We start from the raw sequence: 25,169 nt of genomic DNA, 5'->3' as shown, positions 1-25,169 counted from the left end.
AACCGCGGGGGTGACAAGAACCGGCGGAACAGGGCGACCACGAGACATAGGGTATCTCCTTTCGTGAAAAAAGAAAGATACCACCTCCTCAATATTAATGCAAGCTAAACATGGGACATAACACTAGTGCGCACCCTCTTCTCCGTCATGCCCGAGTATTCGGGCACCCATGACCGCTCGCGTGTGTAGGAGGCGGACAGTGCACTGAGGGCGCAACTGTACGATCGGCACGGTAGCAGGATGTCGGGTTGCTCGCGCCTCGCTTCGCTCGGCGTTCGTAAACCCGACCTACGAGAGCATGGCGGCCTTGCGGCCGTCTCTCGTTCTCGCCGCTCAAAAAATAGCAGGCTCCCGAGGCCTGCCGATCGCTCTCCCTCGAGTGAACCCACGGCAGAGCTGTGGGCTACAAGTTTTCTACTATTCCACCGTCACTGATTTGGCCAGGTTGCGGGGCTGGTCGACATCGCAGCCGCGAAGCACGGCGATATGATACGCCAGCAGTTGCAGCGGGATCACACTCAACAGCGGCGTGAGCAGACGATTTGTCTGCGGAATGTAGATGACATGGTCGGCGCGTTCCTGGATTTCATAGTCGCCCTGGGTGGCGATCGCAATCACCCGGCCGTTGCGTGCCTTGATCTCCGCGATGTTTGACATCACCTTGTCATAAATCGGGTCGCGCAGCGCCAGCACCACCACCGGCATGTTCTCGTCGATCAGCGCAATCGGGCCATGTTTCATCTCGGCCGCGGGGTAACCCTCGGCGTGAACGTATGAAATCTCTTTGAGCTTGAGCGCCCCCTCGAGCGCAACCGGGAAATTGATCCCGCGCCCGAGGTACAGGAAATTGTTGGCCTTATAATTAAGTCGCGCAAGTTCTTTTACCGGCTCTGAATTCTGCAGGATCTCCTCGATCTGCTCCGGGATCTTCTCGATCGCATCGATCAGCTCATGCCCCTCCTGCACCGAGTAGCTGCGCATACGACCCAGCAGGTTGGCGATCATGGCCAGCACGATCACCTGCGCGGTGAACGCCTTGGTCGACGCCACCCCGATCTCCGGCCCGGCGTGCAGATAAACGCCACCGTCGGTTTCGCGCGCGATAGTCGAACCTACTACGTTGACCAGGCCCAGCACGGTCGCGCCGCGCTGCTTGGCCTCGCGCATGGCGGCCAGGGTATCGGCGGTCTCGCCCGACTGACTTATCGCAAACAGCAGCGTGCCATCGTCGATGATCGGCGAACGATAACGAAACTCCGACGCGTATTCGACTTCCACCGGCACGCGCGCGATTTCCTCAATCATGTACTCGCCGATAAGCCCGGCATGAAACGACGTGCCACAGGCAGTGATGATAACCCGCTTGACCTGGCGCAGCTCATCGTACTGCAGGTTCAGACCATTCAGCCGCGCGATACCATCCTCATGGTTGAGCCGGCCGCGAATCGCGTTGCGCAGGGTGTCGGGCTGCTCGTGAATCTCCTTGAGCATGAAATGGTCATAGCCGCTTTTCTCAATCTCGTCCAGCGTCCAACTGATCTCCTCGACCGACGGAGTAATCTTCACGTTCTGGATAGTCGTGATCTTGTAGTCATCGGCGGTGACGGTCGCAATCTCGCCGTCCTCGAGATAGACTACTCTATTCGTGTGCTCAAGCATCGCCGATACATCGGACGCCACCAGGTTCTCGTGCTCACCGTGGCCGATCACCAGCGGCGAACCCATGCGCGCGGCGACTATCAGGCCGGGATGGCGCGCCGAGATAACCGCGATACCGTAGGTGCCATCGACCTGGGTCAGCGCGTTGCGCACTGCTTCAGTGAGATCGCCGTTGTAGTTGTACGCCACCAACTGGACCAGGACTTCGGTGTCGGTCTGGGAGCGGAACACCACCCCCTTACGGGAGAGAAACTCGCGAATGGCCCGGTAGTTTTCGATAATCCCGTTATGGACCAGAGCGATCTCGTAGCTGTTGTCGGTGTGCGGGTGGGCGTTGGTTTCGTTCGGCTCGCCGTGCGTGGCCCAGCGCGTATGGGCGATGCCGTGGGTGGACTCGTAGTCGTGGCCCCCGAGCGAATCTTCGAGGTTCTTGATCTTGCCGACTGAACGGGAGATCATCAGGCCGGTGTCGGTCAGCAGGGCGATACCGGCGGAATCATAGCCGCGATACTCCAGCCGCCTAAGTCCATTCATCAGTATCGACTGAGCCTGCTTCGGACCAACATATCCTACGATTCCACACATTGGCGTACCCTGGGTTATTTGAAGTACCGGATCACCGTCCGGCACAGGTCATCGGTAAGCTCTTGACTCGACGTTTCCACTATCAGCCTGAATATCGGCTCGGTATTAGACTTACGTAACTGAAGCCAGCCTTCTTTGAAGTCGAACCGGAGGCCGTCGCGACGGTCAATCCGCACACGCCCCATTATCTTGGTTGCCTGTCGCTCAAACCTGGTCAGGCGCTCAGAGAAGTCGTAAGGGAGAACGGCCTTGGCCTTTATATTATAATACCTGGGGAAGGTTTCCACAAGCTGAGAAAGCGTCTTCCCGGTCTCGGCCAGAGCAGAGAGTGTCAGAGCGGCGGCGATAAGCGAGTCGCGCCCGGCATGGAACTCGGGGTAGATCACCCCGCCGTTGCCCTCGCCTCCGATCACGCCCTGTTTCAGTCGCATCGTTTCGACCACGTTAGCCTCGCCGACCTTCGAATAATAGACACGCGATCCCGCAGCGCGGGCTACATCGGCCGTGGTGTTCGATGTCGACAAGTTGATCACGGTAGGGCCGCGCCGCTTCCTAAGCACCTGTTGAACCGCGATCGTCAGCGTTAGTTCCTCATGTACCGGCCGACCGCGCTCGTCGACTAGTACCAGCCGGTCGGCATCGGGATCGCAGGCCAGGCCAATATCAGCGCGGTGCACTTTCACTGCCTTGCACAGCTGACCCAGGTTTCTCGGCAGCGGTTCGGCTTCGTGTACGAAATTGCCGTCACCCTCGCAGTTGATCCGGAAGACTTTCGCGCCGAACCTCTGGAGCAGTTCCGGCAGGGCCTCCGAGCCGGCGCCGTTGATTGCGTCCACCACGACTTTGAACTTAGCATTTCGTATGGCGGCGCGGTTGATTGTCTTGACGCCGAGCGTCTTTTTGATGTGCACTTCGATCCAATGATCAGTGAGCGTCACCCGCCCCAGCTTTTCCACCGGCTGCCAGGCGAATCGACCGGATTCGAGAATCCGGTTCATGCGCGCGTACTCCGACGGTGTCAGGAACTCCCCGCGGCCGTTGAAGAACTTCAGCGCATTCCAGGCAGCGGGGTTATGCGACGCCGTCACGCAGATACCACCGGCCGCATTGAGGCCTTTGACGGCAATCTCCACCGTGGGTGTCGGCACAATACCGATATCGACAACGTCAATCCCAACCGAAACCAGGCCCGACACAACAGCTCGGCGGACCATGTCGCCCGACGGGCGGGTGTCGCGACCTATGACCACCTTGCCCTTCTTGAGATAAGTGCCAAAGGCGGCGCCGTAGGTGGCCATCGTAATCGGATCGAGTCCGGCGCCCACCACGCCGCGAATGCCGGAAATTGATTTGATAAGCTGGGGTTTCTTCATAAGTCCATGAATATATCGGGCTTGGAGTCGTCGTAAAGTGGAATTGTCGACAGTAAGCTATCTGCTCGTGAGTATGGAGCGCATTTGGCGATGGAGCAGCCCGTTCGTTGCCAGCAGGTCCTGATCGAAAACCGAGTACGGGCGGCCATCGACACGCGAAATCCTGCCTCCCGCGTTCTCTACAATCAGGATCGCCGCCGCGGTGTCCCACGGGTGAAGTTTCAGCTCCCAAAAACCGTCGATTCGTCCACAGGCGAGCCAGCAAAGATCGAGCGCCGCCGAGCCGGGCCGCCTTATCCCCTGCGCCTTCCGAGCCATGCGGGCAAAGAGGCCGAGATTGTTCCGCCGAGCCGTGCCGATATCATAGGCGAATCCAGTAGCGAGCAACGCACGATCGAGACGACGCTCGGCGCTTACTTTGATTTGCCGCCGGTTGAGTCGGGCGGGTAACCCCCTGGCGCTCCAGAAAAGCTCGTCCCGCTCCGGATCGCATACCGCAGCCACCACCGTCCGGCCTACGTGCTGAAGCGCGATAGAGACACAGTACACCGGAAAACCGTGAGCGTAGTTGACTGTCCCGTCCAGCGGGTCGACTATCCAGAGATACTCCGACCGCTTTCCTCTGGCGCTTCCCTCCTCGGTGAGAATCTCGTGGTCGGGAAATGCTCTGGATATCCGCGCGGTAATCAAGCGCTCGGCTTTCAGATCGAACTCGGTTACCGGATCGATCCGACCTTTGTACGTAATCCTGCGGGCGCGCGTAAATCCGCGCTTGAGTACCCCGGCGGCGTCTCGCGCGAGTCGACAGGCGAATTGAGTGGCGGCTCTTAGTTCGCTTGGGGTCATGGGCTATTTCGAGGGGACATCCTCGGTCCGCAGCACCTGGCGCCGATACTGCAACTGGTACAGTTTGTAGTATATGCCCTGCTTCTTCAGTAGTTCGTCGTGGGTGCCGGATTCACGCAGTTCGCCATGGTGCAGCACGAGGATACGGTCCGCCATCTCAATAGTCGACAGTCGGTGTGCGACGATTATCGACGTTCGTCCCTTGAGCAGCTCATCGAGGGCGGATTGAATCAGTCTCTCCGTTTCGGTGTCGACCGAGCTGGTGGCTTCATCCAAAAAGAGTATATCCGGATTATGCGCCAAAGCCCGGGCAAACGAAAGCAACTGCTTTTGGCCGGTCGATAGAGTTGCCCCTCGCTCGCGAATCTCCGCATGAATATCGTCGCCGAAACGCCGCATAAACCGGTCGAAACCGACCCGCGTGAGCGATTCGCGGACGGAGTGATCGGAAATGTGCTCCGAGCGAAGCCTGATGTTTCCCGCAATGTCACCGCTGAAGATAAACACGTCCTGAAGCACGAGCGCCATGTGGCGGCGAAGCTGGTCGACCGGCAGGTCACGCAGCTCGACACCGTCCAGTTTGATAGAGCCGCGCTGATAGTCATAGAAACGATACAAGAGCGAAATCAGCGAACTTTTGCCCGCGCCGGTCGCGCCGACAATGGCGATCTTCTGGCCAGGCTCCACGGAAAAAGAAACGTCGCGCAGCACCCAGTCATCGGCATCGTACGCAAACCAGAGGTTTTGCACGTCGATTCGCCCGCGCACCGTGGGAAGCGGTTTTGACGCGGATGATACCACCATGGTGGGCGGGGTGTCTATCAACTTGAATATCCGCTCCGAGGACGCCATCGATGCCTGCAGGATGTTGTATTTTTCGGACAGGTCACGAATCGGCCGGTAGAACATCTCCACCAGAGTCAGAAACGCCACCAGTTCCCCAAACGTCAGTGTCCCGGCCTGAATGCGAAAGCCGCCGAAATAGAGCACCAGTGCGATGGCTACCATCCCGATGATTTCCACAGCGGGAAAGAACACGGCGTAGTAGTAAATCGAACGGAAGTGCGCCGAGCGGAGACTGAGGTTGATCGCGTCGAATTTCCGATACGTATCGGCCTCGCGATTGAACAGCTGCACCACTTTGATGCCGGTGATATGCTCCTGCAAGAAGGCGTTGATCCGGGCGATCCTGGTGCGCACCTCGCGATAGACATCGCGCACTTTCGCCTTGAATAGAAACGTGGCGAGCACCAGGAGGGGCACGACCGCGAAAGTTATGAGCGCGAGTTGCCAGTTATAGTACAGCAGCGCGCCGACAATCAGCACCAAGGTGAAGATGTCGCCGATAATCGTGACCACGCCGGCGGAGAAGATTTCGTCCAGCGTGTTGACATCGGAAGTCACCCGCGTTACGAGACGGCCTACCGGGTTCTTATCGAAATAACCGAGATGAAGTTTCTGAAGATGCCCAAACACCTGCCGCCGAATATCATGCAGCACCTTCTGGCCCAGCCACATGGTGAGGTAGGTCTGGGCGTAGCGCACAGCCGCCCCGGCGAACAGAACAGCGAGAAACAGCAACGCGATGTAGTTCAACCCCTCGAGATCGCCTACGGCGATATGCTCGTCAATCGCCACCTGTATGATATACGGGATGGCTATTTGCAGCAGCGACGCCAGCAAGAGCAGAACGGCGGCCACGACCACGGTCCGCAGGTACGGCCGCAGGTAGCCTAAGAGCCGTTTCATCAGGCGGGAATCGTACGCCTTGCCGAGGGCTTCCTCTTCGTGGTAGTTGTCTGTAGCCATTACAGGCTCTCCAGCTCCTCGGCGAGGACTTGCGAATGGTACAGGTCGGCGTAGCGGCCGCCCAGCGCCATCAGGTGCTCGTGACTACCGCGCTCGACAATCCGCCCGTTTTCCATGAATATGATCAGGTCGGCGTCTTTGACCGACGAGGTCCTGTGTGACACAACGAATGTCGTCAACTTGTCGGCATGAGCGTGCACCCGGATGTTGATCTCATGTTCGGTTTCGGTATCTACCGATGAGGTAACGTCGTCAAGAATCAGAATGGCCGGATCTATCAGCACGGCGCGGGCGATTGCGGTTCGCTGCTTCTGCCCGCCCGACAGGGTGATCCCGCGCTCGCCGACCATAGTCTCATAGCCCGCGGGGAACTCGGCAACGTCTTTGGCGAGAGCGGCCAGATGAGCTACCTGCTCGATCGAGGCGCGATCGGCCAGATCGCGGCCGAAGCGGATGTTCTCTTCGACCGTGGCCGAAAACAGAAACGGCTCCTGCGACGCGAACCCGATCTGGCGACGTAGTGAGGCCAGATCCCAGTCGTTGATGTCAATATCATCGACATACAACTGACCCCGCGGCACTTGATACAAGCGGGACAGGAGCGCGACTAGCGTCGATTTGCCGGAACCGGTGAGGCCGATAATGCCCAGCGTCTGCCCCGGCTCGACCACGAGGTCGATATCACTCAGCGCCGGCTTGCCGTCGTACGAGAATGTCAGTTTTCGAAACTCCACTTTCCCCCGCAGCGGGCCGGTATACAGGGTGCCGTCGCCGTTGCGGATTTCCGGCTCCGTGTGGAGGATCTGGTCGATACGGCCGAGCGATACCATCCCCCGCTGATAGAGCGACACCACCCAGCCGATAGCAATGAGCGGCCAGGTCAGCATGCCGAGATACAAAAAGAACGCTACTATCGTGGACAGCTCGATCTCCTGGCGAATGACCGCCCGCCCGCCGAAAAAGAGCACCACCAGCATCAGGCCGGTGGCGATAACCTGCAAAAGCGGATAAAACGTAGCCTGGTAACGGCCCAGATCGAGATTAAGGCGAAAGTACTTCTGGGACATCCGATCAAAGTGGGCGTTCTCCTGCTCCTCCTGACGGTACGCCTTGATCACCCGCACGCCCGCCAGGTTCTCCTGCACGAACGCGGTCATCGAGGAAAAGTGCTCCTGTATCTTGAGAAACTTCCGGTGGATGAGATTGCCAAGCTGGTTCATGGCGATCGGCATTACAATCGCCGGCGCCAGGGCATAGAGGGTCAATAAAGGCGAGAGGTAGACCATCATCACGATAGCCCCGGCGCTTATCACGATCGTATTGGCGATGTGCATCACCGCCGGACCGGCCATCATGCGCACCGCTTCGAGATCGTTGGTGGCCCGCGCCATGATATCGCCGGTGCGGTTCTTGTCATAGAACGACGGCGACAGTTTCAGCAGGTGAGCGACCAGCTCCCCGCGAAGGTCGTATTCCATGTGGCGGGACATCCAGATAATCGTCCGACGAATCAGCAGGCGGAACAGTCCCGAAACAACCGCCAGGCCGATCATCGCCAGTACCAGCAGGCCGACGTCGGACATCGCCGCCCGGTTTTCCAACCGGTCGATCACCAGTTTGGTCACATAAGGCGTGACCAGCATCAGGGCGTTGGAGATGACCACGCAGGCGAAGCCGAAAATCAGATACCAGCGGTACCTGATCATGTACCGGGTAACCGTGGCGAATCGTCCGCTGGTGCGCTGTTGAGGAGAATTATCCATGCGTTCGGCTGCCGTACCTCAATCCCAAAGACTGAGCTATTATAACGCCGAGTGGGGTCAGTAGTTCAGGATATTCGCCAGCAGGTGAATGGCTTCGATATTGAGCTGAGAAATCATCTCGACCAGCGGCAATCCGCAGAAGATAATCTGCCCCTCGTCCAGCCGGGTGACCGACAGCAGAGTGGCGCCGGTCGGAGTGACATAGACGGCTTCGGCCGGGGAAACCACCGCGGCGGCTACCTTCCGGCGCATCTGCAGCCAGGCCAGCAAGTTGTTATCGGAAATAACGTACGGTGCGCTCAACAGACGCGCTTCCGGTATCCGGTTCAGCAGTTCGAGGGCGGCAACCTGCTCCGCCGACGGCACAAACGAGACCGGCAGGGCTCCCTCCGGCCAGTCGCTCGGCTGCCCCAGGACCACCAACGAACCACCATGGCGCAGATATTCCTCAAGGCGGCCGGTGATGGTTCGAAACGACGGAAACTGCCGCAGTGCCCCCGAGCCAACCAAAATCACCGTGTAGGCATCGAGATCACCGGTCTGATAAGTCCGGTCGGTCAGCGGACGGTAGTTGGCGCCCGCCATGCGGAGGATGTCTTCCAGGATACCGGTCGTGTCAGGCATCAGGCCGACTGCCACCTTGTCGTCGATTTCGCACGCCGCGATACGGATAATAGCGGTGTCTGTTGCCACAACACGGCCATCGACAGCCAGCGTAATCGTCTGGGGCTGGATGCCCAACTCGAACAGGTTGGATACCGAGAACGGAATACGGACCGTCTCGCTGATGCGGTCCTTGTCCAGCTCCCAGGTCTGTTTGTAGGCGCCGGCAAAAAGGCCGCGCGGCGTTTCCAGATTCAGCGTCACCGTGCCGTGATAGTACCGAGGCTTGGTGATAACCGCCTTCCAGTTCATGGCCGACACCACCCGGTCGACCTCGATCTTGGCCACCGGCGGCACGAAGAAGAAGTCGGGCTGGAATTCTATCTGTAGCTCAGGCCGCTCCCAGATCGGAATGGACGAAAACACGGTCATCGGCACGGAGCCATAGACCACCTCGGCCGCGAATACAAGCGACTCCGGCATCGTGGCCTCGAGACGGGTCCGCTCGATATCTACAAGATACTCCCGCACGAACGACTGGTGCGGAGCGATCTTGCGTGAGATTGAGTCCAGGATGATCTCAGTGGTATCCCAATAAGGGCGGAAGCGGATGTAAGATAGTTCAATCGGCTGCGGGCCGTAAACTGAAAGCGATGCTCGGAATTTCAGTTTCGGGCCGTGCGGGGAATCCCGAAGCAGGATCGTTCCTTCCCAGTTCATGCCAATTTCGCCCAGAACCGCTTTCTGCGCCCGGGCAGCAAGGTCTTCGAGATAAGGCTTCAGTTCAGGGAGACCGCTGAGAGTCGGTTCCGAGGCTATCTGATCTGAAAGAGCCAGGAGCGCCTTATGCCCGGCCATGGCGTTGTCGACACGCTTGGCGCCCACTGTGCGGCGGGCGGCGTCGAAAAATGTCTGAAACAGGCGTGCCCGGTTTACAAACGACTCTTTGACGGCACCGCCGGCCAGCAGCGTATCCAGAAGCGGCAACAAGCGCAGCGGCTCCAGGCCGGAGAGAAAGTCGGGACCGGAATTGCCGCTCGTGCCATGCTCGCGGATCATCTCGTACCGCATCAGACGGGTTTCGGCCAACGGCTCAGACTGAAACCAGTCGTATAATTGCGAGACTTCAAGCCTGATTCGATCGGCGAAACGATCGTACATCTCGCGACGCTGAATTGTCACGACGGGGCCGGTGACAGTCGAATCGGCAACGTTGGTTACATCCCTATACACTTTCCGAATCGCATAGATTGAGCCGGTCTGAGGCGCCAGTCGGAGGATTCGCTCGCCAAGGCGCTGGACGAGCGAACCGGGCTCAGTAGAACCAACTATGACAACATCCGGGCGGCGACTTCTGAATTGCACGTCGATGAGAGAATCCAGAAGCGACTGATCGTTAGTTTTGATTTCGAATCGATGGACCGCGATGCCCTTATCCGGTACATCTCGTGTCTGGTAGTAGAACCCGTTCCCGGAAGTGACGGTAAGCAAATCCACGTGACAAGCGTAAGTGTCATTCAGGTAGTAGAGGGTGGGCCAGTCGATAGTCCGGGGGTTATCGAACAGATAGAGCACCTGCAGATCGGTGAGCGCCTGGTCGATCAGCCCCACGCCACTGGTAGAACCAGAGGCGAAGACCGCGACTAGGGTCAGAATCAGACACGGCACTGCGTAAGAATTCGGACGGTGACGCTTCAATGACATGCGGAAATATATCGGCGCAGAGAAAACGATGTCAAAATTCAAATTTGGGGGCGTGGTTCACTATCGGAGCACGGGTGCCCCACCGCTTGCGGTGGGATTAGATTCAGAAGTGCGCCTCGTCCATCGTCTGGTGGTCTGGTGGCCCACCCTCTGGGTGGGTCTCTTGTCTGATGGGTACGTTCCGCTACATATCCGGTAGCCCACAGCTCCGCTGTGGGTAGTTACAATCTTTGATATGCCCCTCGTACTATCTTCAAGTCCGCCGGCTCGGTTATCCGATTCGTGTCATTGGTGAACTTCCGGCCTACCCACAGCAAGCTGTGGGGTACCAGAGCGCGCCGGATCAGAAGAAAATCACTTCCTGCGCGTTAGACGTTTGGCTCGCGCATAGAAGTAGATCAGAACCAAAACTGCGCCTGCTGTACAGTGTACTAACACACTTACCCACAGCGGCAAATCATCTCTGTGCTTCGCAAGCCAGATTAGACATGGTGTCAGAATACCCACCGTTGCTACGAAAACGATTATAACAGTTAGACGCTTAGTTCTTTGCGACGAAGTCGAGAATACCTCCGCCAAGTAGCCCACACCGGTAGCCCCCAGCCCTGCTGCGTCTCGTCACATTTTCCAACATAACAACCTTAACTCTACCCGATCCACACTCAAAGGTACATCGCCCCATCCACAATAGCAACTAAACGTTCCCCCGGAAATCCCACTCGCAAGCGGGTGGGCCACCAGGTCGGAGGCGGAGTGGGCAACAACACACCTACGTACCGTAATACATCTCGAACTCGTACGGGGTCGGGCGGATACGTATCTCCATAACCTCTTTACGCTTGATCTGAAGCCAGTTCTCGATCAAATCCTCGGTAAACACGCCGCCGTCCAGTAGAAATTCATAGTCGACTTGCAGACTATCCAGCGCCTTGTTGAGCGAAGTCGGCAACTGGTGGATCTGCGCCAGCTCCTCCGGAGTTAGTTGATCCAAATTTCGGTCGAACGGCAGGCCGGGGTCGATTTTCCGCTTGATCCCGTCGATTCCGGCCATCAGCATTGCAGCGTAGCCAAGGTACGGGTTCATGGTACCGTCGCCGGGGCGGAATTCGAAGCGCATAGTGGCGGGATCGCGCTGATAGCCGGGGATGCGGATGCAGGCGGTCCGATTGCCCACCGAATAGGTCCCCGCTACCGGCGCCTCGAAGCCGGGTACGAGCCGCTTGAAGGAATTGGTCGACGGATTGGAAAACGCCAGGAGGGCATCGACATGCTTCAGCACCCCCCCGATATAGAACCGCCCCAGCTCAGAGAACTGCGCGGGGCCTTTGGCGTCGAAAAACAGCGAACCTTTATCATTGGCCAGGTATTGATGCACGTGCAGGCCGGAGCCGGGTTCGTTGAAAAGCGGCTTGGGCATAAAGGTCGCCGACTTGTGATGCCGGAACGCTTCGTTCTTGACCATGTATTTCACGAGCATCGACCGGTCGCCCATCACGAGCAGAGGCGCGAACTTGATTTCGATTTCGTGCTGTCCCCCGCCACCGACCTCATGGTGATGGTACTTCAGTTCGATCCCGACACTTTTCAATAAAGAACAAATGCTGCTTCGGAGGTTATAAGTCCGGTCCTGAGGCGGCGCGGCATGGTACCCTTTCTTGTAAGGTATTTTGAAACCGAGGTTTTCCTGATCGTCGGACGCCTGCCACGGCGCCTCGGCGGCATCCAGCGTGTAAAACGCGCTGTCCGGCCCCTGGTGGAAATTCACCTTGTCGAAGATATAAAACTCGAACTCAGGACCCAAAATGGCCTGCACCCCCTTCAGCACCCGGTCCAGCAGCCGCTCGGCGTCGCGCGCCACCCGCCTTGGGTCGCGGGAATATGTCGCAATCGAATCCTCGGAGAGCATAATGTCACCGATCAGAGACAAAGTCGGCCGCTCGAAAAACGGATCGACAAAGGCCGTAGTCGGATCGGGCAGCATGATCATGTCGCCGCGCTCGATCGACGAAAACCCCGGCATGGAGGAGCCGTCGACACCCACCCCGGTCTGAAAAAGCTCGTCCTTGAGCGCCGACACGGGAATAGTCAGGTGGTGCCAGCCGCCGAGGAGGTCGCAGAACTTCAAGTCAACAAATTCGAGCTGGTGTTGCTGCGACATTTTGACTAATGGATCAAGATTCATCAATCGTCACCTCTGGTAATCAGCATGGGCCAAAGCGGGCGCATGATAGGCGTGCTGCTCTCCTTTGTCAAGGCGGCTCGGGCCGACTGAAAAAGCTTTACGCGGCGTGAAAACGGCAGTTGCTTGCAGGTTGATCAAACCGGATAGGAGTTGTTGTGAAATCACTGACGTTGACTGTAGGCATACTTATGCTGGCCGGTGCTGTCTCGGCCCAACTCTGGGAAACCGACCTCGAACTGTTTGATTCCGCCCTGGCACAGGTGGAAATGACACGTGACGATGTTCGTTTCGACGAAGACGAAGTCGAGACTTTCCAGGGGCACCCCTGGCGCCTCAGCTACTTCACGTTATTCTTCCGTCACCCGTTTAAGCTGCCCCAGCACGGCGGTATGAACCTCGAGACGTTCAGAGCATCGGCTAACGATATCGCGCGCCTGCTCTCGAGGGCGAGCGCGATGATCGATCATCCTATCCGCCGAAGCCTGATCGGCGATCCGCTTGAGCCGTATCTGAAATATCCCGACACCGTACCGATACCTTCAATTACCCGCTCCAAGAGCTTCCTTGCCGGTGAGGAATATAAGCGGCTGAAGGACGGTATAGATTTGATTTACCGCATGGCCGACGACGACAAGTTCCTGTTCATGCGCGGCCTCGACCCGGCCAATAAGCTCAAGCACCGGCAGAAACTTTTCGACTATTTCATCAACGGGAAAGACGAACATCAGGATTTCATCTACGAAATGGCAGACAAAGTCGACTTCGACTACTTCCTGGCCGGTGCGCAGGATTTCGCCGAGGCAGTGCGCCGCTTTGCCCTGGCTGCCGATTCGATCACCTTTCCGGAGACCCGCCGCGAGATGAAAACAGCCCAGGGGCTGATCGTGGTCGGCTCGACCGGCGATGACCTTTACCAGTACTACGTGCCGCCGCTGATGATAATCGACGGTGCCGGCAACGACCGGTACGAATTCGGCGGCTACCCCGACGAATACCCGCTCTCGGTGATTATTGATTACAGTGGAAACGACCAGTATCTCTCCCCTGACACGACAGTCCCGGGCATCGGCGGAGCTGTTTTGGGAATGTCGGTGCTGGTCGACCTGGGCGGAAACGATACATATCGAAGCGCCAATGTCGCCCAGGGAGCGGCGATATTTGGCGTGGGGGTTGTCTACGACCGCGACGGTGACGACATCTATACAGCGCGCGAATTGACACAGGCGGCAGCCGCGTTCGGCGTGGGGATTCTCTCCGACAGCACCGGCGCCGACTCGCTCTTTTGCCTGGAACAATCACAGGGATTCGGCTACACCCGGGGATGCGGGCTGCTCATCAACAGCACCGGCGATGACCGTTATGTGGCCGATGACGTCAACCTGGTGAATCCGTCGCCGCAAACCAAGGAACACAATTCGTCGCAGGCCCAGGGAGTCGGTTTCGGCAAGCGGGCGGATTATCTCGACGGTCATAGTTGGGCGGGCGGAGTCGGTATCCTGTGTGATCTGGCCGGTAACGACGCTTATTCGGCCGGTCTGTTCGCGCAGGGGTGCGCCTACTGGCACGCGCTGGGGATGCTCTTAGACGGGGGCGGCAACGATGCGTATAACGCCGTCTGGTATGTGCAGGGATCGGGCGCGCATTTCGGAGTGGGCTATCTTGATGATTTCGACGGCGATGACACGTTTACAGCCACTCACAATATGGCCATAGGGGCCGGTCACGACTTTACGATCGGCTACCTGAACGAGCGCGGCGGCAACGACACGTATACTGCGCCCAATCTGTCGCTGGGCGGCGGGAACGCGTCCGGTATCGGCATCTTTCACGATCACACCGGCGACGATAAATACAACACCAATGGCGGCACGACCCTCGGACGCGCCAATGTCACCGATACCGGCATTAGGCAGTTTCTTAACTGCGTCGGCATATTCGTCGATGGCGGCGGGACGGACGACTACGTAGAAAGCTGGGCCGGCAACAACATACGTTGGATCAGCCCACCGTCTGACACGACCAAGATCAGCCGGTACACGATTGGTGTGGGCGTCGACCGTTAGCTGAAAGCGCTTCATGCGCATTCCCCGGCTTTACCGGGGAATCCACTTTACACCGCGGCGATTCGTGGAGCGTAACCCACGGGACCGTTCACCGGGCAGTCGAAAACCCGGGCTTGGCCGATATGCCTGAGACTGGTATAACCATTACCCACCCGAATTGGTTGGACGTTGGGGTAGAATACGCACGCGTACTCCGCTCCGTCATGTCCGATCCAATCGGGCATCCATGGCCACTTGCAACGGCAAGAGGCGAGACGATCACTGGGGCGATGACCGATGGATCTTAATTCTCTTTCGAAGGTAACGGGTCGACTTTTGTGACGATTCTCTTGCCTGTACGCCTTTCCACTCGCTGTCGATCATCTGTAGCCTTGTAGGTCGGGTTCCGAGCATTGACCATTCGTGCGAGAAACCCGACATCGCTCTTTTCGCGAGGGCAATTTCCATCCCACCCCAAGGGGTGGGGCACCGAAGCGTGATCACACAACAAGTCTTGTAGGTCGGGTTCCGAGCATTGACCATTCGTGCGAGAAACCCGACATCGCTCTTTTCGCGAGGGCAATTTCCATCCCACCCCAAGGGGTGGGGCACCGAAGCGTGATCACACAACAAGGGATCGGGCACCGAGTCTGTCGGGCAGTGTCGCCCGACCGCACGTTGTGGTCCAACCCCGCCGCTACGGTTTCTTTCCCGCGGTGGCTGTGATCCAGAGATTGGGCCGGAAGTACTTGGCCGCGGCGGCGCCCACCGAATGCACATTGACTCTTGCCAGCGCCTTGAGCAACTGACGGTCATACCCGATCTCCCGTCCCCAGTATTCATCGAGCCCCAGGTAATACGCCTGGTTGATGCGCGAAAGCTTGGCGCTCATCAGCTGCCCCCAAAGCTGATTGCACGCACTACGGATTTCGCTCTCCCTGGGGCCGTCGAGAGCCAGCTTCTCTGTCTGAAGGGCCAGACCATCGAGTGCCGACTGATAGTTCTGATACCCGGTCGCTATGCTGACCAGGTACCACCCGAATTCACGCGTGAAGTCTACTCCCGCGCCGGTCGTGTAGGCCAGCCCCTGCCGCTCTCTCAGCACTTCGTTCAGCCGCGAAGACAGAATTGACGCAGCCACCTGCAGGTCGATGGCGTCGCTCGAGGAAATCCCCGGAACCCGCCCGCCAGCGCAAATCGCTATCTGTTCCTTCTGGAGCTCATGATGAAATTCACCCGGCTCGGCTGTTGGCAGGGGCAGTGACGGTGTCGGGGACCAATTGTCGGGCGGAGATACCGAACCGAAACTCTCTCTCACCCAGGCCATGACTTCCGATGTATCCCGGCTGGTGACTATCGAGAGGATCATATTGCCGGGGGCATAGTAGTCGCGGTGAAAGTCACGCAGCGCCTGGGGAGATATCGCTGCGATTGTCGCAGCGCTGCCCATTATCGGTTTAGCGAAGGGGTGCTGATCGAACAGGGCGGCGAAATACAGGTCTCGGGCTGCCTGTGACGGTGAGCCGGCGCCTCGGCTGATCACGCCCAGCATTTCCTTGCGGACGTTTTCGATCTCGAGAGAATCGAACGCGGGGTGAAGCACCATATCGGCGAGCAGTTCGAATCCTCCTTTGGCGTAAGGCTCGATAGTCTCGAACTTGATGAAAGAAAAACTGCGGGTCGTGTAGCGATCGTCGTACGGGATCCACGGATTATCGGTGAGCGTTAGATTGGCGCCGATGGCGCCTAACTCGCGATTTAGCTGCTCGCCTGTGCGGTTGGTTGTCCCTTTGGCGAGACACCGGTTCACAAAATCGGTGATTCCGGCCTTGTCCTCCGCTTCCCAGAGCGTACGATCTTTCCCCAGTAAATTAACCGCGAACACGCGGCTCCCTTTACCGGACTTCACTAGTACGGTCAGGCCGTTGTCAAGCACCTCCCGCCGGTACACAGCCTTGTCCACAAGCTCGAACGTCACCGAATCGGTTTTCGGGTAGTCGAGTGCGATTCCCCTGGTCAGATCGTATAACGGAAACGAGGCGCTGTCGAAATACGCGTTTACGTCCTCCGACGTAGTCACTTCGGGAGTGAAGATCGCTTGCTGGGAATCGGCCGGTCTGACCACTGTCAGAATGTAATTCGATTGATCTAACCACCGTCGTGCTGCCTCCTGGCACTGGTTCCAGGTGACACTGTCCAGCCGGTCGGGATAGGATTGAATCCAGTCCCAATCGGCGACCATCATCAGGGGAGCGACAATGAACGCGTAGTAATGCAGCTTCTCGGCATTATAGATCGACTGACAGCGCACCGATGTGGTGATGCCCCTGAGGTCATCAGTGTCGGCGATATGACTGGACATCTGCGAAAGTGCGGCCAGGGTCACGCTGACAATGCTATCGCAAAACTGAGGTTTCTCAGAGATGATGGATATGTCCATTCGGGCGAACTCGGCGCAGGTGTTCAGAGACACGGTAACTTCTGTGGCTAGTGGATCATCACCGCTCTGCAGCGCGACTTTCAGCGGCGAGATCTCGTCCAGAGCGAGGTACTGAACCAGCAAATCAAAGGGAAGATAGTCGCCGGAGCCAAAACTCGGAGCTTCTATGGAGAAGTTCAGATGAGCGGATGCCACAGCCGCGATCGTGTCATACCGGTGTTGCCCGATAATGCCGCCTACTCTCTGTTTACCCTCGGCCAGTTTGCGGTGCAGGTCGCCGGGCGATGCGCCGTTTTGAGGTTTACCTCCGGGGATGCGCTCGAAAACACGCGCCAGTGTCTTCTTCATGCTCTTTGATTCGAAATCACCTATTACCAGCGCCGTCATCTTGTCCGGCGTGTAGTGGTTCTTCCAATAGGCGATGATCGCCTCGCGCTTGATGTTGGCGATAAACGGCTCGTAGCCCAGCACCGGACGGCCGTAATCGGTCTCGCCATACGCCTTCTCTCTGAAGAATGCCTCTGCCGACGCACCGGGCGAGTCGGTATCGCGCTTGATCTCCTCGATTACCACCTGCCTTTCTTTGGCCAGTTCCTCCTCAGGAAAGGTCGAATTAAAGAGCATGTCGGCCTGTACGGTCAAGCCGTACTCGATATACTGTTTGGGCATCAGCACCATGTATGCGGTGAGATCTTCGCGGGTGAACGCGTTGATGTAACCGCCCAGGTCGCGGATCGAATTACCAAGCTCCTGGCGAGTCAGATGAGTGGTGCCGTCGAATAACAGATGCTCGAGAAAGTGGGTTATTCCGTTTTCGTATTCCGATTCGTACTTGCTGCCGGAGCGCACAAAGATGACACTGGCGATCATGGGGGAGCTGTGATTCTCCACGAGAATCACTTGAAGGGCGTTGTCGAGCTTCTCGGGGCGCGACGCGGGGAAGGTTCCCTGAGCAAATGTTACAGCGAGGACCAAGGTCGATAAAAAGTGTCGATTGAATCTGAGCGATTGGGTTTTCATTGGGTCACCTGAGCGGAAATGTTCAATCCCTGCATACAGAGAATAACTTAAGTTGCCGCAACAGGTTAAGCTATCGTACGGAGTTGCCGAAGTCAAGCAGTGCAGGCTTTGGCGTTGACTAAAAACCGACCCGGCATATATTAGCCCAACTGAAATGAAAAGACTTTTCGAGATAGGTCTGTTCTGCCTCCGGGCCACGGTTGTGTCCGGGGTGATTCTCGCGCTGGTCGTATCCGGCGCGGGAGCGGCGCATCGCCTGTTTGCCGAGCGAAGTCAGCCGCGAGCCGACGAGCCGCTATCCAACTCCGCAAGCTTTAGCGGCAAACCGGACCCTCTCGAAGCTACCGGCGGGATGACTCCCGGCAGCCACCCATGGACCGAGCAATCGTTCTGGATTCAATGTAATTCGGCGCTTCCGGCGGGCGGCGACCAGCACAAGGGTCGCTCGCTGGCTTCTCAGGCCACTTCCAGCACCGTGTCTAAGGACTCCCGGATTCAGAACGAGCCGGCCGTTTGCAACACTCCGTGTCTGGTGGCATCGCAGGTAGGACACCGATTCACACTCGTGGGCGCCCGACCCTCCGGCACCAGCTAAATCTTCCCCCCCCTCGAACTGAACCTGACCGGTTCAGCATCTTAGAGTCGACGCGCCTTCGTGCCGTCGCCTGACACAGTCGTTATTTGCAGTTGTTTGAATAGAAAGGATTATGCATGTCAGCACAAAAGTGGCGTATTCTCATCACGCTGGTTCTTGTCGTGGTCGGACTGCTCGCTTTCTGGCCCACGTTCAAGCTGTGGACCATGAGTGACGCCGAACGCGAAAAAATGAACCTTGAAGAACCGGGCGAATACCTGGAGCTTCAGCAGAAAGCGATTCGTCTCGGCCTCGATCTCCAGGGCGGAATCCATGTCGTCCTGAAAGTGAAAACCGAGGAGCTCGGCCAGGAGGCCACCGCCGGTGCCGTGGAGCGGGCGATGCAGGTGATTCGCACGCGTATCGACGGCCTTGGCGTGGCCGAGCCGAACGTACAGAAACAGGGGAACGATCAAATCATAATTGACCTGCCCGGCTACACCGATGCCGACCGGGCGGAGGAGCTGATCGGTCAGATGGCGGTGCTCGAATTCAAGCTTCTCGAGAGTCATGACAACGCGACCCTGCTGTTACAGAAGATTGATTCGGTAGTTCATGCGTATGAACTGGCCAAAGCAGGTATTACCCCGACTTCGGACACGGCCGCGGCTGCCGATACGACTAAGGCCGAGGATGTCGACGTGTTGGCCGAGCTCATGGGCAAGGACACGGCCCGGGACACGTCTGATTTCGATTTCGACGAAGATCTCGGTGTATCCGAGGATCTCAATCCCCTTTCCTCCCGACTCGATCAATGGCTCTCCACGAGCCAGACCGGCACCCCCTGGCCGGGATGGTCGGTGAACAGGCGGGATCGGCAAAAAATCGAGGCCTGGCTGGCGCTGCCTGAGGTGCAACGGCTGATCCCGGTCGATGTGCAGTTCGCCTGGTCGACTCGTGTCGAGATGCGCAACCAGCGCGATGGCTGGGATCTGTACCTGCTCAAGCGCAAAGTGCAGTTCGTGGGCAAGTATCTCGAGAACATCTCGCTCCGCCGCGGGCAGATGGGCGGACACGAAGTCGATTTCCGGATCGCTTCCGAGGGTATCGGCCGGTTTGCTCAGCTCACCGGCGCCAATGTCAACAAGCCGCTGGCGGTAGTGCTTGACAACGCGGTCGAGTCCGCTCCGATTATCAATTCGAAAATTCGCGGCAACGGAACAATCACCATGGGCGGCTCCGCGACCATCGAGGATGCCGTCAACATGAAGATCGTACTCGAGGCCGGTGCTCTGCCGGCGCCGGTGGAGATTATCGAGAAGAACGTGGTCGGCGCGTCACTCGGCGCCGATTCGATCCGCAAGGGATTCTACTCCTGTCTGATCGGTCTGCTCGTGGTGCTGGTCTATATCGCGGTGTTCTACCGCATATCAGGTATCATTGCCGATATCGGCCTCCTGTTTAACATCTTCTTCCTGCTGGCTGTCATGGCCGGACTCGGGGCTACCCTGACCATGCCGGGTATCGCCGGGATCATCCTGACTATCGGTATGTCGGTCGATTCGAACATCCTGATTTTCGAGCGCATCAGAGAAGAGCTGCGCACCGGCAAGACGGTACGAGCATCGATCGACGCCGGCTATGTTCGGGCCTTTATTGCGATTTTCGACTCGCACGTGACCACGCTCATAACGGCGCTGGCGCTGTTCTTCTTTGGATCGGGGCCCATCCGCGGGTTTGCGGTCACCCTGTTCTGGGGTGTCTCCATCTCGCTGTACACGGCGTACGTGATCACGAAGGTTATCTTCGATGTCCGCAAGGCCTACCAGAAACTGAGTATATAGGTGGAAAGGCGAGAAAAACATGCTTAAGATAGTACCCGATACCAATATCAATTTCATCGGCATGCGCAAGTATGCGTATTTGCTGTCCGGTGTGATGCTCGTGCTCGGTTTGATCGCGTTCGTGATGACCGCCATGGGCAACGCCAATATGGGAATCGATTTCACCGGCGGCGTCATGCTCAAGGGGCACTTCCAGGATCCGGTGGAGATCGACAATCTTCGCGCGGCGCTTACCGGCGCTTTCTCCGACGCAGCCGTAACCGAGCTGACCGATTTCAGCAAACCGAATGCCTATATCATCAAGTGGAAACTCGAGGCCGAGCCCGGGGTCAAGCAGGAATCGTCGGCTATCAAGAACCTGCTGGCCGAGAAGTTCCCGACCAATCCCTTCACGGTGATCTCGGAGCACACCATCGGCCCGGCCGTGGGCGAGGATCTTCGGCGCGACGCGATCTGGGCGGTGCTCATCTCCGTGGCAGGCATTCTGGGATACATCTGGGTCCGGTTCGATTTCCGCTTCGGCGTGGCCGCGACCGCGGCGACCATGCACGACGTGCTCGGCGTACTCGGTATATGCTACCTCATATCAACCGAGTTCAACCTGCTGTACATCACGGCTCTGCTGACCATGGCGGGCTATTCGCTGACCGACAAAGTGGTAGTGTTTGATCGCATTCGCGAGAACCTGCAGAAGTACCGCAGCCGCAGCGAATTCGTGCATGCGGTGAACCGGTCGATCAACGAGGTTCTGTCGCGCACGATCAACACCGGTATGTCGGTGCTGATTGTGTTGATCATTCTGTTCAACTTCGGCGGCGAGGTGTTGCAGGGGTTCTCGCTGGCCATGATCTTGGGCATCTTGATATCGACCTACGGATCGATATTTGTGGCCAGCCCTATCATGGTGGAGTGGGAAGCCCGTCGCCCGAGCCGGTTTAAGTAATCAGCAGCAGTGAATCGTGGGCGGCAGACCTCCCGGTCTGCCCCCGTGAGCCAGTCGTGCCCGGCACAGTGCAGAAGCGCGGGGTCCTCATCTTCCACGATGCGAAACGTGCCCGGCAGATGCCCTCATCTGCCGGCTCGTGGCGATGAGCCCACGATCAGTGACGTCACAGTACTCGTCGATGCTAAGTTCATCTCCGGCGCCTGTATGGGCGTCTTGCCTTGTCTCACCGAGGCTGACATTAACCAATCGGGTGGGTCTGGGCCTTCCTGCGACGACATCTCCATAGGAGACATCACCGTTCTCATTGATTATTTGTTCATTACGGGATCCACGCTGAGCCTGGCGAGTTGCCTGTAGGGTCACGGAACCCATGGCAGGTTTGAAGCAGGCCTGCCCTGCAAATCTGCTTGTATGTTCGTGCGGCGTGTGGCAGATTTGAAGCAAACCTGCCCTGCGAGCTATGAACGAAGTCAAGAAAATCGTCATCATTTCCGACGGCACCGGGCGAACTGCCAAGCGTCTGATGGACGCCGTGCTGGTACAATACCACGAGTCGGATCTTACGTATTCAGTGGCAAATATATTCCCCCAGGTGCGGCGTCGGAAAGAACTGGATAAAATACTCGCGGAACTCGATCCTTCATCGTTAGTGATCTACTCCATCATCTCGACCGATCAAGCCGATTACTTTGACAAGGAACTCGCCCGCCGGAAGATTCTGCATCTCAACGTCCTCCGCCCGATGCTTGACACCATGTCCAAGTTTCTCGGCGTACACCCCGAGTACCGTCCCGGGCTGCTGCACGTGGTCGATGATCGCTACTATCAGAAAGTCGACGCGATCGGCTACACTGTGGAACACGACGATGGCCGTGGCGCAGCTATCGCTGAAGCGGATATAGTGCTCGTGGGCCCATCGCGGAGCTGCAAAACGCCGATAAGCATGTACCTGGCCTGCAACCACGGCCTTCGCGTGGCCAACACGCCCATATTCCAGGATCCGAATGTCACCCAGAGCATGCTCGACCGCCTTCGCGCCGCGCAAGCCGGGCGCATTGTCGGACTGCTGATGCAGCCGGAGACGCTCACGCGAGTGCGTGAACACCGACTGGCCATGCTGGCGAAACAGGATCGATACCAGGCGCAGATTGACGGCTACTGCGATATCCGCCAGGTGGCAGGCGAGTTTCGGTACTGTCGCGACCTGTACGTCGTGCAAGGATGGCACGCGGTCGATGTGACCCGCCGGGGGATCGAAGAGGTCTCACAGGAGATTATCGAATTGCTTGACCTGAGCATGTAGGTTGAAACGAGGATGCGTCGGCCCGTTTCGACAGCGCTCAGTAGCCCACCTTCTAGCGCTCGGTGGCCCACCGTTAAGGGCTCGGTGGCCCACCCGCGATTTCCTCTAACTCACCACTCCGTGAATCGTGCGCCGCCGTTTATCCGAAGAACTGCCTCAAGATATCGGCGCCGCTCTCCCAGAAAACCAGAATCACGCCCATCAGCGCGCCGCCGGCCACAATACCCGAAGCCACCGGGAACAGGTATTCCTCGCAATTCGCCGCATTCTTCTTCTGCCAGGCGTAGCCAATCACCGCACCGATAAAGAACAGCAGGCCGTAGAACCACTGGAACACCCAGGCCAGCCCGACACCGGCCGCTGACGGAATCCACTGCTGCTGCCGGGGAAACAGGCGCGAGAGCAGCGGCAGGATGATACCCACCAGGCCGCCGATCACGATCGCCCATATCTTCACCGGGTGCATCGTGCTAAGACCGAGCGCCATCGCCTCGGCCACACCCTTCCAGGTCTGCGCCGCCGGTGCGGGGAACTGGTCCGTGCCCAGCACGGTGGCATCGGGGACAAGGATACGGAAAGCTGCCACGGTCACGAGGGTTCCTATGAAAATACCGGCAAACTGTGCGATGAACTGCTTGCGTGGGTGTGCCCCAAGAAGATACCCGCTCTTAAGGTCGGTAAGCAGGTCGGCCGAGGATGTCGCCGCGCCGGCCGTGATATTCGCCGACATCAGGTTCACGTTCATGTTCCCCGGTGAGAGTGCACCGAAAGTCAACTGTGTGATCTTGCCCATTGCTCCCACGGGAGTGGTGTCGGTCTCGCCGGTCACTCGGCACGCCACCAGGGCCAGCGCGAAACTGAGAATCACTGCGACAAAACTCTGCCAGTAAGGCATAGCAAACGTATGGTGCGCGAGAATTGCCAGTGCGACCAGCGCCACGATCTGCCCGAACAGAAACCAGGAGCCGGGAGTCTCGATTGCAGCGAGTTCGTCGCGCTTCCTGCCCCCACGCTTGAAGACCATGTCACCGAGACCTCGGAACGCGCTCAGGGCACTCCGCCACTGGAAGAACACTGAAAGAATCCCCGATGTCACCATGCAGGCCGTCCCGCCCCAGAGTGTCCACTGCACCAGGGTGCGGAAACCGGTCGCGCCGCTCGCTTCGGGGACATACGCCTGCACCAACGGGACGAAGATCATCCAGCAAAGAATCGACCCGACAAACATGCTGATGGCCACCCGCATCCCCACAAACATTCCGGCGGCAATAAAAATAGGATCCCATGCGAATGTCACCGTCCGACCAATCCAGGCGTCGCCCAACGTAGCTGAGTTCAACTTGCCGACAAGGGTCGATATCTGGAGAGCTTCAAAGCGGGCGCTGATCAGACGAAGACCGTCAGTAAGGAAAGCGCTCACCATTGCCAACAACCCGGCGATGCTCAGAGCCCGTGCCGAACGCATCCCCTTCTGACCTGTGGCATGAAGCGCCCTCAGTGTCTCGGCCGCCGCGATTCCACTGGGGAAACGAAGCTGTTCGACATTGATCATCTGCCGTTTCATGGGTACAGCCATGGTAACGCCGAGAATGGCGACAAAGAAGACCCAGGCGAGCATGATAGATAAAGGAAGGGTGGCATTGTTAATCATGATATAGGCGGCAAAGGCCGAGATCAGGGTCCCGCCGGTCGAGTAACCCGCTGCGCTGGCCGTGGATTGCATGCAGTTGTTTTCCAGAATCGTCATCTGCGTGCGGGCGATCCTCATCTTGTAGAAGCCGGTCCAGATGGCGTAAGATAGAATGCACGCCGTGATAGCGACCCCGAACCCCCATCCGGCCTTCAGTCCGATGTAGATATTAGTCAGCGAGAGTATGCCGCCCAGCACCCATCCCATGATAATTGCCCGCCAGGTGAGTTGCTTGATTCTGTCGCCACGTCCGATGTAGCACTTCTCGTACCACTGGCGCTCGATTTCCTCCGGCGTGCCTTTGAAGCCGTCGACCGGGAGCTCATAGTTTTCATAAGCGTCGTGTGGGGCCGCCGCCTTGTCAGACTCTGACGGCGCCTTTGCCTGGGGGTGTGTTGACATAGACTCTATCTCCTTACGAGTTACGCGGATTACATGTCTGATAGGATATTGAATTCGTCGCACGTAGCGGGCCGACTGTGCGGAACACGGGGTTGGAGTTGTCGGAAACTAACATATTTCAGCCAAACCATCGTTAGAATACAGCCAACTCTTCCCGTTGTCCAGAGGCTATTTCTTTCTATTGCATTCCGATACTCGACCGCAAAACCACATTACAATCACATGCAGGCACGAACTGTATGGGCGCCGGTCGCTTATGCGAACGTAAAGCAGCTTCAAACTTGTGAAATCTGTCACAATTTCCTTACGTCCCTCAGAATGAAAAACTACCACTTGTCGATTATACTTGTGCTAATCTTTGTCGATACCTATCCTAAAGTCGCC

The 25,169-nt window shown here is 57.8% G+C and carries 14 protein-coding genes; 5 read left to right on the top strand and 9 right to left on the bottom strand.

The genetic code is table 11. The annotated features are described in order from the left end of the window. Nucleotides 1-417: 417 nt before the first annotated feature. The 7 genes from glmS to glnA form a co-directional block, all read right to left on the bottom strand. Entirely contained in the window at nt 418-2,244 is a 1,827-nt protein-coding gene (gene glmS, locus AB1772_03160) for a glutamine--fructose-6-phosphate transaminase (isomerizing) (protein ID MEW5795338.1), read from the bottom strand. A 14-nt stretch (nt 2,245-2,258) separates the two neighbouring features. Next, on the bottom strand, nt 2,259-3,617 hold the full coding sequence (gene glmM / locus AB1772_03155; GenBank protein ID MEW5795337.1) for a phosphoglucosamine mutase: 1,359 nt from the start codon (nt 3,615-3,617) through the stop codon (nt 2,259-2,261). Nucleotides 3,618-3,674: 57 nt separating this feature from the next. Further along, nucleotides 3,675-4,463 (bottom strand): inositol monophosphatase family protein, encoded by a 789-nt coding sequence (locus AB1772_03150; GenBank protein ID MEW5795336.1) that lies wholly within the window; start codon nt 4,461-4,463, stop codon nt 3,675-3,677. Between the two features lie 3 nt (nt 4,464-4,466). Further along, nucleotides 4,467-6,272 carry an ABC transporter ATP-binding protein gene (locus tag AB1772_03145; protein MEW5795335.1) on the bottom strand — a complete coding sequence of 602 codons (1,806 nt, stop codon included), beginning with the start codon at nt 6,270-6,272 and terminating at the stop codon, nt 4,467-4,469. Then, complete coding sequence (locus tag AB1772_03140; GenBank protein ID MEW5795334.1) at nt 6,272-8,035, bottom strand: ABC transporter ATP-binding protein; 1,764 nt, start codon at nt 8,033-8,035, stop codon at nt 6,272-6,274. The genes AB1772_03145 and AB1772_03140 overlap by 1 nt, the downstream gene beginning before the upstream one ends. Nucleotides 8,036-8,092: 57 nt before the next feature. Continuing rightward, nucleotides 8,093-10,342: a hypothetical protein gene (locus tag AB1772_03135; GenBank protein MEW5795333.1), complete on the bottom strand. Its 2,250-nt coding sequence runs from the start codon at nt 10,340-10,342 to the stop codon at nt 8,093-8,095. A gap of 769 nt (nt 10,343-11,111) precedes the next feature. Continuing rightward, a complete protein-coding gene (gene glnA, locus AB1772_03130) occupies nt 11,112-12,524 on the bottom strand; it encodes a type I glutamate--ammonia ligase (protein MEW5795332.1) in 1,413 nt (470 codons plus the stop codon). A 155-nt stretch (nt 12,525-12,679) separates the two neighbouring features. Here glnA and AB1772_03125 point away from each other — a divergent pair, with 155 nt between their 5' ends. Further along, nucleotides 12,680-14,587 carry a hypothetical protein gene (locus AB1772_03125; protein MEW5795331.1) on the top strand — a complete coding sequence of 636 codons (1,908 nt, stop codon included), beginning with the start codon at nt 12,680-12,682 and terminating at the stop codon, nt 14,585-14,587. 676 nt (nt 14,588-15,263) lie between these two features. Here the strand turns inward: AB1772_03125 and AB1772_03120 are convergent. After that, nucleotides 15,264-18,026 (bottom strand): pitrilysin family protein, encoded by a 2,763-nt coding sequence (locus AB1772_03120; GenBank protein MEW5795330.1) that lies wholly within the window; start codon nt 18,024-18,026, stop codon nt 15,264-15,266. Between the two features lie 154 nt (nt 18,027-18,180). On the opposite strand from AB1772_03120, the gene AB1772_03115 reads away from it, so the two are divergent. The 4 genes from AB1772_03115 to ppsR all read left to right on the top strand — a co-directional run bounded on the left by AB1772_03115 (nt 18,181) and on the right by ppsR (nt 22,693). After that, the gene (locus tag AB1772_03115; protein MEW5795329.1) at nt 18,181-18,621 is read left to right on the top strand and encodes a hypothetical protein; all 441 of its coding nucleotides are present in this window, start codon (nt 18,181-18,183) and stop codon (nt 18,619-18,621) included. Between the two features lie 116 nt (nt 18,622-18,737). Then, nucleotides 18,738-20,444, top strand: a complete 1,707-nt coding sequence (gene secD / locus AB1772_03110) for a protein translocase subunit SecD (protein MEW5795328.1) — start codon at nt 18,738-18,740, stop codon at nt 20,442-20,444. Between the two features lie 19 nt (nt 20,445-20,463). Beyond that, complete coding sequence (secF, locus tag AB1772_03105; protein ID MEW5795327.1) at nt 20,464-21,387, top strand: protein translocase subunit SecF; 924 nt, start codon at nt 20,464-20,466, stop codon at nt 21,385-21,387. 463 nt (nt 21,388-21,850) lie between these two features. Further along, nucleotides 21,851-22,693 (top strand): pyruvate, phosphate dikinase/phosphoenolpyruvate synthase regulator, encoded by an 843-nt coding sequence (gene ppsR, locus AB1772_03100; protein MEW5795326.1) that lies wholly within the window; start codon nt 21,851-21,853, stop codon nt 22,691-22,693. A 139-nt stretch (nt 22,694-22,832) separates the two neighbouring features. Here ppsR and AB1772_03095 read toward each other — a convergent pair whose 3' ends face one another. Then, nucleotides 22,833-24,785, bottom strand: a complete 1,953-nt coding sequence (locus AB1772_03095; protein MEW5795325.1) for an OPT family oligopeptide transporter — start codon at nt 24,783-24,785, stop codon at nt 22,833-22,835. Nucleotides 24,786-25,169 lie beyond the last annotated feature (384 nt).

This window comes from Candidatus Zixiibacteriota bacterium, from assembly GCA_040752815.1.
GTDB lineage: Bacteria > Zixibacteria > MSB-5A5 > GN15 > FEB-12 > JAGGTI01.
Note: the sequence above shows the minus strand (reverse complement) of the source record. Positions and strands in the feature narration are given on the sequence as shown.